This window comes from Alteromonas sp. ABH4_456 (assembly GCF_056160645.1).
In genome coordinates this window covers 12,647-25,575 of record NZ_JBSWXO010000007.1, presented here as the reverse complement: position 1 = coordinate 25,575, position 12,929 = coordinate 12,647, and the positions used below count along the sequence as shown (strand labels likewise).

Annotated in this window: 11 protein-coding genes; 5 read left to right on the top strand and 6 right to left on the bottom strand. The window is 49.2% G+C overall.

Features of this window, described 5'->3' with window-relative positions:
• Nucleotides 1-301 precede the first annotated feature (301 nt).
• Nucleotides 302-1,585, top strand: coding sequence for a DUF819 family protein (locus tag ACXAG2_RS12085; protein WP_474867313.1), 1,284 nt, complete (start codon nucleotides 302-304; stop codon nucleotides 1,583-1,585).
• Between the two features lie 20 nt (nucleotides 1,586-1,605).
• On the opposite strand, the gene alr is transcribed toward ACXAG2_RS12085, so the two are convergent.
• Entirely contained in the window at nucleotides 1,606-2,679 is a 1,074-nt protein-coding gene (gene alr, locus ACXAG2_RS12080; protein WP_474867310.1) for an alanine racemase, read from the bottom strand.
• A 132-nt stretch (nucleotides 2,680-2,811) separates the two neighbouring features.
• On the opposite strand from alr, the gene ACXAG2_RS12075 reads away from it, so the two are divergent.
• The 3 genes from ACXAG2_RS12075 (at nucleotide 2,812) to ACXAG2_RS12065 (ending at nucleotide 6,556) form a co-directional block, all read left to right on the top strand.
• Nucleotides 2,812-4,404, top strand: a complete 1,593-nt coding sequence (locus ACXAG2_RS12075; protein ID WP_474867308.1) for a sodium:solute symporter — start codon at nucleotides 2,812-2,814, stop codon at nucleotides 4,402-4,404.
• 74 nt (nucleotides 4,405-4,478) lie between these two features.
• Nucleotides 4,479-5,414 (top strand): N-acetylmuramic acid 6-phosphate etherase, encoded by a 936-nt coding sequence (gene murQ, locus ACXAG2_RS12070; protein WP_474867306.1) that lies wholly within the window; start codon nucleotides 4,479-4,481, stop codon nucleotides 5,412-5,414.
• Nucleotides 5,411-6,556, top strand: a complete 1,146-nt coding sequence (locus tag ACXAG2_RS12065) for an exo-beta-N-acetylmuramidase NamZ family protein (protein WP_474867303.1) — start codon at nucleotides 5,411-5,413, stop codon at nucleotides 6,554-6,556. The genes murQ and ACXAG2_RS12065 overlap by 4 nt, the downstream gene beginning before the upstream one ends.
• Nucleotides 6,557-6,566: 10 nt before the next feature.
• On the opposite strand, the gene ACXAG2_RS12060 is transcribed toward ACXAG2_RS12065, so the two are convergent.
• Nucleotides 6,567-7,418, bottom strand: coding sequence for a MurR/RpiR family transcriptional regulator (locus ACXAG2_RS12060; protein ID WP_119502659.1), 852 nt, complete (start codon nucleotides 7,416-7,418; stop codon nucleotides 6,567-6,569).
• A gap of 211 nt (nucleotides 7,419-7,629) precedes the next feature.
• On the opposite strand from ACXAG2_RS12060, the gene ACXAG2_RS12055 reads away from it, so the two are divergent.
• The gene (locus ACXAG2_RS12055) at nucleotides 7,630-8,973 is read left to right on the top strand and encodes a M14 family zinc carboxypeptidase (RefSeq protein ID WP_474867301.1); all 1,344 of its coding nucleotides are present in this window, start codon (nucleotides 7,630-7,632) and stop codon (nucleotides 8,971-8,973) included.
• A gap of 24 nt (nucleotides 8,974-8,997) precedes the next feature.
• On the opposite strand, the gene ACXAG2_RS12050 is transcribed toward ACXAG2_RS12055, so the two are convergent.
• The 4 genes from ACXAG2_RS12050 to ACXAG2_RS12035 form a co-directional block, all read right to left on the bottom strand.
• Complete coding sequence (locus ACXAG2_RS12050) at nucleotides 8,998-9,297, bottom strand: hypothetical protein (RefSeq protein ID WP_474867298.1); 300 nt, start codon at nucleotides 9,295-9,297, stop codon at nucleotides 8,998-9,000.
• Nucleotides 9,298-9,392: 95 nt separating this feature from the next.
• Nucleotides 9,393-9,692 carry a hypothetical protein gene (locus ACXAG2_RS12045; RefSeq protein WP_474867295.1) on the bottom strand — a complete coding sequence of 100 codons (300 nt, stop codon included), beginning with the start codon at nucleotides 9,690-9,692 and terminating at the stop codon, nucleotides 9,393-9,395.
• A gap of 153 nt (nucleotides 9,693-9,845) precedes the next feature.
• Nucleotides 9,846-10,019, bottom strand: coding sequence for a hypothetical protein (locus tag ACXAG2_RS12040; RefSeq protein ID WP_474867292.1), 174 nt, complete (start codon nucleotides 10,017-10,019; stop codon nucleotides 9,846-9,848).
• Between the two features lie 292 nt (nucleotides 10,020-10,311).
• On the bottom strand, nucleotides 10,312-12,879 hold the full coding sequence (locus ACXAG2_RS12035; protein ID WP_474867290.1) for a TonB-dependent receptor: 2,568 nt from the start codon (nucleotides 12,877-12,879) through the stop codon (nucleotides 10,312-10,314).
• Nucleotides 12,880-12,929 lie beyond the last annotated feature (50 nt).

Below are 12,929 nucleotides of genomic sequence, written 5' to 3'. Positions count from 1 at the left end.
TGTTGATTAACGGGACGTGAATACGCACCTCTGTTCACTCTCGCTCTACTATAACCTGTCCTCATAACTTACCTCTTAATTGGTCAGAAACAGACTCCTTCTCCAGCAAGGCATCCGGCATGTATCGAAAATAAACTATACGATGTGATAACAAACCTGGCCGTAATCCTTTCGGCTAACCTTGCTGACACCGCAACCCGCAGGAAGAATAGACAGAACTTGCAACGAATCTTAAATACTTTATTCTAAAGAATGGAGATAATTAGAATAAAAAAGCAGTCCGGAAGATGGAAATGAAAATGTGGAATCACTACCTGCTTGCGATATCAGAGGTATATTGCAGCCAAACAGAAGCAAACACAAGCGCTATGTGTTCAACCCGCTTAAATTATCGCCGGGTAACAAAAGCCGGTTCTTTATGATCACCGGCGCATTCGGATACGTCAGTGCCCTGCTCGCTATCGCCGGCGTGCTTTACTATCTTGAAGCCTTCAGAAAGTGGCGTGTTTTCAGGTATCTGCCTGCCATTGTGCTGCTGTACTTTGTGGTAATGGTGTGTGCCAGTGCCGGGTTATGGGGAAAAACCGCAGCCATCAATGATACTTATAAAATGCTCAGGAACAACCTGCTGCCCGCGATGATCTTCCTGATGTTGCTGGAAGCCGATCTGCGCCAGATTAAGCGGCTGGGCTGGCGGATGATTTTCGCCTTTCTGCTTGCCAGTTTCAGTATTGCCGCCGGCTTCATTGTTACGTTTGCTCTGTTTCAGCACGGGCTGGCAGATAACGCATGGAAAACCTTCGCCGCGTTGTGCGGCAGCTGGATGGGGGGAACAGGTAACCTCGCAGCCATACAACTGGCGCTGGATGTGCCCGACTCCGCTATGGGATACACCTTGCTGATTGACTCCATTGATTATGCCATATGGGTAATGGCATTACTGGCACTGGTGCCCTATGCAGCTCATTTCAACCGCTGGGTAAAAGCCGACAGCCGTGCGCTGGATGATGTGGGTGCAAGGCTGGCAGAATCGAAGGCGAACCAAACTCAGGTGTCAGGCGGCAATGTGCTGATGCTGCTGGCCTTATCCTGCGTTGTCTCATCACTGTCCCAGTGGCTCGCGGCGATGTTGCCGGCCTCTGCTTATTTTTCTACTACCGCCTGGACTGTTGCACTGGTCACCCTGGCCGGGATCGCCGGTGCTGTCACTCCCCTTCGCCGCGTGGGCGGTGCAGATGTGGTGGCTACCGTACTGCTGAACCTGATTATTGCGCTTATTGCATCCAGAGCCAGTTTTTCAGAATTGCTGGAAGCGCCGGTGTATATACTGGCCGGCGGTTGTATCTTACTGATTCACGGAGTGATTATGGTTATTGCGGCGAAACTCTTCCGGCTGGATTTGTTTACCTGCGGCCTGGCGTCACTGGCGAATATTGGTGGTGTTGCCTCAGCCCCCGTGCTTGCAGCCTCATACTCAAAAGCACTCATTCCGGTTGGCGTGTTGATGGCAATGCTGGGGTACATTGTTGGTACCGCCGGAGGACTTGCCGTGGGTAAGGTATTGTCAGTGATTGCCGGCGCCTGAGTGACGCCGGCGGGTATTCACTAGACGTGTTTAACAATGCGGGGCACCCGCTGGGATAAGCGGGTGACAAGATCGTAAGAAATTGTCCCGGCGTGGCGGGCCACTTCATCCACTGAAAGTTGATGTCCCCACAGTTCCACCCGGTCACCGGGCGCCGGAGCCGGAATATCAGTCACATCAATGGTAATCATATCCATCGACACCCTGCCCGCCAGTGCCGCACGGTGTCCGTTAACCAATACCGGCGTACCGTTGGGACATTGTCTGGGATACCCGTCGGCATAGCCGATACCCGCTGTGGCAATCACAGAACGGCGCTTCGCTTGCCAGGTATCGCCGTACCCCACTGTTTCACCGGCTTCTATAGTGCGCAGTGCAATAATACTTGCCTGAAGTGTCATCACCGGTCGCAGATCCAGCCCGCAGGGTGTGTCCAGAGGCTCGGCGCCGTACATGGCAATACCGGTGCGGTTCCAGTTTCCCCGCGCTTGCGGCCAGCCCACAGTTCCCGGAGAATTGGCAATGCTGACTGCAAATCCGGTAGCTGCCCGAACCTGCTCAAAGGCATCCAGCTGCTTTTGTACCGACTGACTGCCCGTTTCATCACCGCATGCCAGATGCGTAACCAGCACGGTATCGTCAGTTAACATATCCCGGTATTTCGCCACCATGGGTAATACTTCATCACAGGCAAACCCGAGACGGTGCATGCCCGAATCCACTTTTAACCATATCGCGGGACGACGATCAGAAGGGCACGCTTTTAACCAGCGAAGTTGCTCTTCGCTGTGAACAACCACAATGCAATTTTCCCGCGCAGCCACAGCGCATTCAGTCGCCTGGTGAGGGCCCTCAAGGATAACCACAGGAGCCTGAATGCCGCCTTCCCGTAACGCCAGCGCTTCTTCTGTAATAGCAACCGCAAACGCAGGAGAGACTTTACGTAATATCCGCGCCACATTGACTGCCCCGTGTCCGTAGGCATCAGCTTTCACCACCGCCATATTCTGTCCTTCACCGGCCAGAGAGGAAAGTACACGGAAATTATGCAATAGTGCGTCGGCGTGGATAACAGCCTGGGTTTGTCTGCTCAACGGCGGGGGCTCCTGATCTAAAATTTGCGCTGAAAGCTATCTTACAACGACGGGATAATTCCAGCTATACAAATTAATTGGAATAATCTATTCTTGGATTTCAATTGAATTAAAATAATGTAACAGGGCCGCATGTTAGAGCATTACGCGTTAGCAGACTTAATGGTTTTCGCCGCTTACGGTTTGCTTCTTATCGCCAGTGGCTGGCTGTTTAACCGCTCCAGCCGCTCAGCCAAAGATTACTTCCTCGGTGGAAACAGCATGCCGGTCTGGGTTGTGGCGATTTCTGTACTGGCAACGTCCCAGTCTGCAGCCACGTTTCTGGGAGGCCCTGATCAGGGTTACCGGGGCGATCTGACCTACCTGTCAACCAACATCGGCGCATTCATCGCTGCTTTCTTTGTTGCCGCTTTTCTTATCCCGCGGTTTTATAAACACAATGTCTACACGGTATACGAACTGCTGGAACAGCGCTTTGGTGAACAGGCCAAACAACTGGCCGGTGCCATGTACCTTTCCGGCCGCGTGTTCGCCAGTGGCGCAAGGCTGTATATGGCAGCACTGGCTGTCGCCATGATTCTGTTCGGCAACATTGATGCATCCAGCGTCATTCTTGCCACCGTCATTATTACAGTCGCAGGGCTTGTGTATACGGTTTATGGCGGGATCCGCACAGTTATCTATTCTGACGTGTTACAGGCTGCGGTGTATATCTGTGCCGCGGTAGCCGTGATTATCGCACTGTTAAATGCAATTCCGGCTTCTCTGGCCGATATCGTTAACGCCCTTCAGCATCCTGCACCGGATACACCTTCAAAATTAAGGTTGTTTGATACCCGGCTTGATTTCACAAACACCGGCGTTTTCAGTTTGTTCTCTGTTTTTACCGGATTTGTGCTTCTGAACATCGCCGCTTTTGGACTCGACCAGGATATGACGCAACGGGTGCTGACCTGCAAAAGTGCCAAAGAAGGCAGCAAAGCCATGCTGCTTTCGGTGGTGATGGTGATTCCGGTGATGTGCCTGTTTTTAATCATCGGTTTATTGCTGTTCGTTTACTATCAGCGTCCCGATTTAATGGCCGGCGGCAGTGGTGAAAACCCCGTTCCGGTATTTGCCGGCGAACCGGTCACAATATTCATGTACTACGTGCTCAGCGAAATTCCTGATGGTGTTCGCGGCCTGGTCACCGTGGGTATTCTGGCTGCCGCACTGTCTACATTAAATTCCGGCCTGAACTCCATGTCCAGTGTTCTGATCCAGGACATGTACCGCCCCTGGCTGGCCCGCCGGAATACACAAAAGAACGATGCTCACTTTGTCAAAGCAGGACGCTTCGCCATGTTATTAATGGCATTGTCATTAGGATTTATGGCGTGTCTGTGCTATTACTGGCAACAACATACCGACATGCCGCTGCTGCAATTTGCACTTGGCGTCATGGTTTTCTCGTACAGTGGTTTACTTGGCGTTTATTTCGTCACGCTATTTTCCCGCCGTGGAAGCCGGCGTTCGGTGATAGCAGCGTTGATCACCGGTTTTCTGGTACCCTTGTCCATGCAACCCTATATTATTGAGAGTATTTTGCCGGCCCGCCTGCAGTTTGAACTCGGGTTCACATGGCAACTGGTCGCCGGCACGCTCATATCCACGCTTATTTGTGCTATGGGTAATACACCCGCAGGCTATAATAAAGATACACAGCAACCGGAACCGGTTCAGTAACAGAACGCTGCCGTTAAAAATAACAACAAAACATTCCAAAGCAATAAAGCAGAGCAACAGAACTAAGGCAAATTATGCAGGCAAAAACAATCACCGGGGCGTCAGACTTACTGGCACAGTTAAATAAAATTGTGTCAGAGGGCAGAAACCCCGCCACGATGGATATCGATTTGCTGTCGACGGAATCCATCCTGCATAAAATCAATCAGGAAGATGCCAAAGTAGCCGCAGCAGTGGCAACTGAAATCCCCCAAATTGCCCGGGCAGTGGATGCCATAGTGGAAAAACTGCAACAGGGCGGACGGTTAATTTACATCGGTGCCGGCACCAGCGGCCGTCTGGGTATTCTTGATGCTGTAGAGTGTCGCCCGACCTTCAGCGTGCCCGATACACTTGTGATGGGCATTATTGCCGGTGGCGAAATAGCTATACAGCATGCTGTAGAGGGCGCAGAAGACAACAGCGCTCAGGGTATCAAAGACGTACAGGCCGTGAACCTTTGTGAAAAGGATGTACTGGTAGGTTTGTCTGCCAGCGGACGGACGCCCTATGTGGTCAGTGCACTGGAATATGCAAATGAACTGGGCGCGGTCACCGCAGGTATCGCCTGCAGCCCGGGCGCGCCGGTGCTCACCACCGCACAAATTGCGATTTGCCCGGTGGTTGGTGCAGAATGCCTCACCGGCTCCACGCGGATGAAATCCGGCACGGCACAAAAGCTGGTGCTGAATATGCTGAGCACTGCCAGCATGATTCGCCTGGGTAAAACCTATCAGAACCTGATGGTCGACGTTAACGCCACCAATGAAAAATTAAAAGCCCGCGCTATCCGCATAGTGATGCAGGCTACAGACTGCTCCGGGGAAGAGGCATCAGCTGCACTCGATGCCGCCGGACATAAAGCCAAAGTGGCGATCATGATGATCCTCACCGGTAACGATGCCGCCAGCGCAGAGTCCATGTTGTCAGATCATAATGGCTTTTTACGCCGCGCTGTTGAGCAACAATGAAGAAGGTTCTTTTTCTGCTGTGTCTCATCTCTGTAAAGGCACTGGCGGTGACGACAGGGGCTGAGCAACCCGACGCTTTCCTCGGATTACTGAAAGACAAACAGGTTGCGCTGGTCGTTAACCAGACGTCGGTTTCCAAAGGTCAGCACCTGGTAGACGACCTGCTGTCCCGTGGCATAAACATCACCAAAGTTATGGCGCCGGAACATGGATTTCGTGGTGATGCCGGCGCCGGCGAAACCATCAGCGACGGCGTGGACTCCCGAACCGGCCTGCCCATTCTGTCCTTATACGGCAGCACCAAAAAGCCCACGGCCACCATGCTCGAAAATGTGGATGTGCTGATTTTCGACATTCAGGATGTAGGCGCACGTTTCTATACATATATCAGTACGTTACATCTGGTCCTGGAAGCTGCTGCTGAAACAGGCAAAACGGTCATCGTACTCGACAGACCTAACCCGAACGGAAAATTTGTGGATGGCCCTGTGCGGGAAGCTGCCTTTACCTCTTTTGTAGGTATGGATCCTATCCCCCTTTTGCACGGTATGACCACAGGTGAACTGGCACTGATGATCAAAGGGGAAGCCTGGATTGAGCAGGCTGAGTCACTTGATTTGCACGTCATACCCGTTAAAGACTACCGGAAGTCCATGCCATGGCACCTGCCTGTGCCTCCCAGCCCGAACTTGCCAAACGATACGGCAATCCGGTTGTATCCCTCACTGTGTTTATTTGAAGCAACAACTGTCAGTATCGGCCGCGGAACACCTTTTCCGTTTCAGGTTGCCGGACATGACCGGGTGGTGCTGGGTACATTTACTTTCACGCCGCAAAGCCTGCCCGAAAGCGCGCCTCACCCGAAACTGGAAGGCAAAACACTGAAGGGGCTGGACTTACGTTCTTCTGATACGGAGGGGTTTGATATTGCTTTGCTCCTGAAGGCGAAAAAGCAGTTTGAACAACAGGACGAAACCTTTATCGACCGGCCAGATTTCTTTGACAAGCTGGCCGGTACTGACGCATTAAGAAAAGCCATTGAAAGTGGCCTTTCTGAGCAGGAGATCAGAGCAATGTGGCAGCCTGCGTTAGCAGAGTTTAAGCAACAAAGACGTCCGTATCTGCTTTATCCTGACGAATAATTTAAAGCGCTCAGTGCTGCTGCTTTTTAAATTCAGACACCGCTTCGTTGGTTTTCTCCAGCAGCTTTCTTCCCTGCCGTGATGCCTGGGTAAGTGCAATAAATAACATATCGATGATCAGCTCCTGCGCAGTACGGGCAAGAATCGACGCCAGTCGTAACGAAGCTTCTTCTGCCACCGAATACAGTTTTACTTCTGCCTGATCAGCGATGGTGTTCTGACCGTACTTTGTGATGGAAATAACCGGGGTGTGATTACGTTTTGCTTCAGTAACCACATTGGCCACTTCGCTGGTCGTGCCGGATTCACTGATCGCCACAACCACGTCGTTTTCACCAAACGTGGCAGCCAGAGCAAGCTGAACATGTCCGTCAGCTTCGGCAATAGCAGAGATCCCCAGCTTCTGCAGTTTGTAAGCAAAATCTTTGCTTACCAGCGCCGAACCACCTACCCCGCAAATCATTACCCTTCTCGCATTCTTCAGCAGCTCGACAGCACGCTCAAAAGCCAGCATTTCATTCAGATTGCGGGTTTCATTAAGCACACTGATTTTACTCGCCACCAGCTTATCCGCCATTTGCTCAAAGCCATCGGATAGTGTGATTTTGCCGTGAATTTGCGTATTCGGCGTTTCTTTATTCAGCGAATCAATCACCGCCAGCTTGAATGCAGGGTACCCCTTGTAACCCAGCTTTTGAGCGAACTTCACCACGCTTGACTGGCTGACACCCACGACGTTAGCCAGTTCCTGTGATGATAAGTCCCGCACCGCATTGGGCGAGTCCAGAGTAAACGTTGCCAGCTTAGACTCACTGGAAGAGAGCGCGTGTTTAATCGCCTTAATTTTAGTAAATGCAGACATCCGGAGTTTCACTTCTTAACAGGGTCTGTTGACCTTTGAATTACAGGGCGACAAACGGGCATCAGGAACGTTGCCATTCGTCTCAAAGAATTAATTATTCAAATATAAACCAGTTGAAGCGAATATCAAAATACCATTAAATAATAGCTATCTCTGAATCAATCTGACCACGGGTAAGATGCTTCAGTTCACCGACAAATAAGGACGTACCATGACCGCACACCCTCATCTGCCAGTTGCTGACATAGCGGCAAAATTTGATGAAATGCACTGGCCGTCTCTGAACAAAGCCCATCTGACAGCAGAGGATATTTCGCCGGTCATCAACCAGATAGCGGAACAATCCGGTATTGCACTGACGCAGATAGGTAAATCTTATGAGGGTCGCCCGGTTTCCCGCTTTACGCTGGGCTCCGGAAAATGCGTCATCCTGGCCTGGACACAAATGCACGGCGATGAGGCTACCGCCACTGCCGCTGTTCTCGACTGGCTGCATATCTTACTGAACGGGCAGTTAAACGGGCTGCCGGCAAACTGGCAATCTCAGGTTACCCTGCACGTCATTCCCATGCTTAATCCCGATGGCGCGCAGCGACGCACCCGGATTAATGCTCAGGGAATTGATATCAACAGGGATGCCAGATCACTGCAAAGTCCTGAAGGTCAGATCCTGCAACAGCAGGTAGCCACCTTGTCGCCGGATATTGCTTTTAACCTGCATGATCAGAACCCCTATTACACCACCGGGGTATCATCGAACCCGGCAACCATAGCATTTCTTGCCCCGGCGTATCATGAAGATAAACATGTAGACGGGCCGAGGCTTCGTGCCAAACAGCTTATCGCCCATATGGCCGGTGTACTCTCACACTTTATTCCTCAGTGCATAGGCCGCTATGACGACACCTATTCCTTCCGCTCATTCGGTGACAATATCGCCGCTTCCGGCGCCAGCACAATTCTGATAGAAAGCGGCGCAGCAATGAACGACCCCAACCGGCAGATTGCAAGGAAGATGAACGTCATCGGACTGCAAACCGCGCTGGAAAGCCTGCTCACCAACCAGTTCACACAATATTCGCTGGCAGACTATTACCGCATTCCGGACAACCGTGAGGACGGCCTGTGCGACGTAAAAATACATGACGTGACGCTGGGGTATGACAAGCCTTATGTAGCTGACATCAGCATAGTGACCGACCGTAAAACCGGAAAAAGCCGCATAGAAGCCATCGGTGATTTGCGCACGGTTTACGGCTTTGAAAACATTGACGCAACAGGACTGGCAACCCTTCCGCCAAAAGCTTTCAAAGTCCAGTCACCTCTGACGCTGACTAATCAGAGTTATAAAGCCCTGCTGTCACAAGGTTACAGTTACTTTATCGATGAAAAGGCATTACTTAATATCGACACAACCCTGCCAGTGCAGGTGTCAGACACCGATGAAAATGCCCCCGCAATTATGCCCGGGGAAGTGCCCAACTTTGTTCTTCAGCATGTGGCTATGGGTGAGATCAAAGAGGCCGTGATTCTTGGTGAGCGGATTGTTCTTTGAACAAATGGGGGCGCACATGGCCGGTCACAGCGATTTGCTTTCTGCGCCCGCCCGCTGAATTAACTGAGATATTGCAGCGGCGTAAATCATAAAGAACAGAAAAAACGCAAAGACTAAACCCGCTTGTGCAGCCCAGTTATCCTTCGATGGTAGCTCATAAATGAGATACACCGATACAGGTAAAGTCAGTAATTGTTTTTTGCTTTTGACAATTGATTTTTCACAGTAAGTAACGACTCTGTTGGTAAGGTTCGCAGAGGAATACAGCGCTACAGGAATTATCAGTAAGCCCACAAACAATACGTCTATCACTATCTCTTTCAATGTTGAAACTCCATTTTCATATCCATTTTCAGCTCTCGTGTTTATGCCCCGGCGACCGTCCCTGTTGTTATAGTTTTGAGCACCTTGTTAGCTGATTATTGGCTCAGGAGTACAATTAACTCGTCAGGATTTGACACTATGAACTGGTATGTACTGCCATCATGTAATGAAACTTCGATTGCATCAGATGTGATAGGAAGAATACCCGCGCCTTTACCAGAGCATTTTTCTACTTTTGAAATAGAGCTCCTTTCAATTTTGAGAGGCCTGGGCCCGAAATCTTTATTATATGGGGTAAAATGAACATCAGTTTCAGTAATCCAAAATTTCCCATCAGCTTTTGCAACACCATTTTGAACTGTGGCTGTAATCGATTTTAGAATGGCATCTTGCATATATATTCCTTTATAAACGGTTGGACTAATCAGCTAAAACCCGCATGCGGGCAAAAAACACTTGGGCAACAATATTAAGCGAAACGCTGGGAGCCCTCGTGTTACTGTCCCAGCGAGCCTGCGAGCGGCTTAATGTGATTGTTATACGCGCCTTTATACCGCCGCCAGATTATAGCGTGCAAGCACGAAAAATACAGGGAACCACTTTGGTTCAATATCAAAATCAAACTTCTGATAAGTGTTCTCAGCATCTTTAGATACCTGGGCAGCCATCTGTCGCAACATCGTTCCCAGCGGAATATGCCCTAATTGATTATATGATTTCACACTCAAAACTCCGTAACCAGTTACGGAAATAGCAATAACATCTCTCCGATGAGTCAAATAAATGAGGTATTCAGACAAGTAACAATAAACTTAGGCTTATTACTGTTTTATCGACATGCAACCTGATTCTATTGGCATAAACCTCAGGATCTTGGTATGGAAAACTGCGAATTAGGGCGTAGTATTAGACATAAGAGTGGTCAGGCTCAGGATTTAAGTATATTCGCTGGCCGCTATAGACTCCCCGGGACACGCCCGGGGTTCTATTTGCTAGTTGGCGCTGAATACAGGCTTAGAACTCGTAAGTTACATTTACGCCGTAAGTTCGCGGGGGTTCATATGCTGAACCTGCCACACTGCCTGCCCCCAATTGATAGGTAGCGGCCATCGCTTCGTTTGTCATATTACGTACGTAAGCATTTACCGTCCAATACCCGTCATTTGAAACAAATGTTAGCGTAGCATCCAAGGTTAAATCGCTATCTACACGGCCTCCAGGTACATAGTTGAACCCTAACTCACGTTCATCACGATAGCGAGCATCCAGGTTCCCAATAACAGCAAAGCCGTCAAATTCCATGGTGTGCTGAATGCCCATCGTTACGGTAAGATCAGGCGCATTGAGTGCATCTTTGCCAGAACAATCAACTGTGAAGCCGCGCTTGGCCCCCACGACATCAAGCGCCGCATCATAAGGAACAAGGGTGTCTCCCTGATATATTCCCAATGTATTTTCACAGGTGTTTAGCGGTGTTAGGAAATTAGGGGGATCAATCCCTGCGTCTGATAAATCAACTTGATCATACTCATATTCATCGTACTTCGCGTTGAGGAACTGGAAATTACCTCTTAGCAATGTTTCGTTAGAAAACGCGTATTGGAAATCGACCTCAAGTCCTTTGATAGTTGAAGAGCCAACATTCCGCGTGTAGAAACCATTGTTTCCATTTATATCTAGACCCAAAGCGGCTAATTGTTGATCTTCATATTCCCAATAAAATGCCTCAAAGTTTAGTTCGAGTTTATTGTCAAGGAATCGGTTCTTGGAACCTATTGTATAAGCGTCAATGTGCTCTGGTTCGTAAGTTTCCCTACCTCGCGTTTGGTTGAATCCTCCCGCGCGGAAGCCTGACTCAAAGCTTGCGTAAACCATATTGCGTTTCGCAACATCGTACTCTATCGCCGCACGATAGGTGACTTGACTATCATCTTCTTCTTGGTCAGTGGCGGTTGGAGTAATCGCTAAAATTGCACCAGGGCCGAACTGATCAGGGGCGAAATAATTGATCGGACCAAAAGGGCGTGCACCATAGGTAATAGTGCCGTCGCTATTTAGCGGAGAGCCTGTTGGAAACAGTTCAGGGTCAAGCGCTGCGAGAGTATCTTGCAGTGTTAAACCAACAGGGAGGGAAGGTATTTGCGTACATGATGGTGGCCTACCCTCAGGCGCTTCCAGACATACAGCCGCAGTGGAAGTTTGTAACGCGTCCAGGCTATACTCGTCTTTTGTATAGCGAATACCTGCAACCAAACGCAAATCTTCACTTACATTATACGTTGTTCTTGCAAAGAGCGAACTTGATTGCGTACCCGACTTCCAGGCGTTTGACGTAAGCGTAGTGAATTGATTATAAGCGTTAACCCCTTCGACGCTTTCATCAAAGTAAAAAGTACCAAGAATCCAATCTATATCTTCGTATTCTCCAGAAAGGCGAGCTTCTATACTGGTTTGCTTTGCTTCGTCTTCGTTTATTGCCGCTTTAAACGGAGGTCCGTTAAAGATATTGTCCAAATTTGATACACGGTAAGCAGGAATAACAACCAGCTCAGCCCAGTCTAAATCGTAATTTATTTCGGCATTGATCCCCCAAAATGTATCATTTCGACTAGGATATGCGTAACCTTCGAACGGCATATGGCCAGGCGCTCCAGCGACGTTTTCAGCAATGTAGTCAAGCACCCCTGGATTGTGTAACCCTACAAAGTCACCGTTGATCGAATCGGAAAGCTCATTAAATGCCCAGTTAGGAACGGGTAAATCACCTTGAAACGGAGCAAAACTGTAATATCCGTGAATTTTTGTTCCAGCACCGACGCCTTTTTGAGATGAATAATCAGCGGTAACACGTACTGACAAATCAGCATTCACTTCATTTAAGTATGACAATCTGAATGCGGTGTCGTCAGCATCCGATGTACCGTCATCGAAATAACCATCTCTGTCTGAGACAATACCTGCTATACGTATGGCAGAGTCGTCCGTTAGTTCAAAATTACCAATCGCAGTAAGGCTATAAGCTGAATAATTGCCAACACCCAGCGTTACTTTTCCGCTATTTTGACCGAGTACGGGTGCTTTTGAAATAACATTAATCGCTCCCCCTGTAGAGTTTCGACCATACAAGGTGCCTTGGGGTCCTTTGAGTACTTCAACGCGATCTAAGTCTAAGAAAGATGAAATTGTCGAGGACGGACGACCTATATATACGCCATCGATATTGAAAGATACTGCAGGGTTAGTAAAACCATTGTTTGTGAAATTACCGACACCACGAATAAAGAATGCTGTATTTGCCCCCCCACCATTGGCTACTGACAATGCTGGTGCAATTTTATTAAGCCCCACTGCGTCAGCAATACCTTGTCGCTCTAAACGAGCACCAGAAGCTGCGTTGATAGGAATAGCCGCATCTTGTAACGACTCCGATTTTCTTTGTGCAGTAACATTAATAACTTCAATACCATAGGTATTGTCACTATTTTCGTCATTTTCTACTGTCGTTTCTTGAGCAAACGACTGTAACGAGAGCGTAGTCATTGTAAGTACGGGGAAAAATAGGGTGAGTTTTCTAAGTTTCATTGTGTGCTACCAAATTTTTAAGTGGGAGACAGTGAGTTTCCATGGCCTTA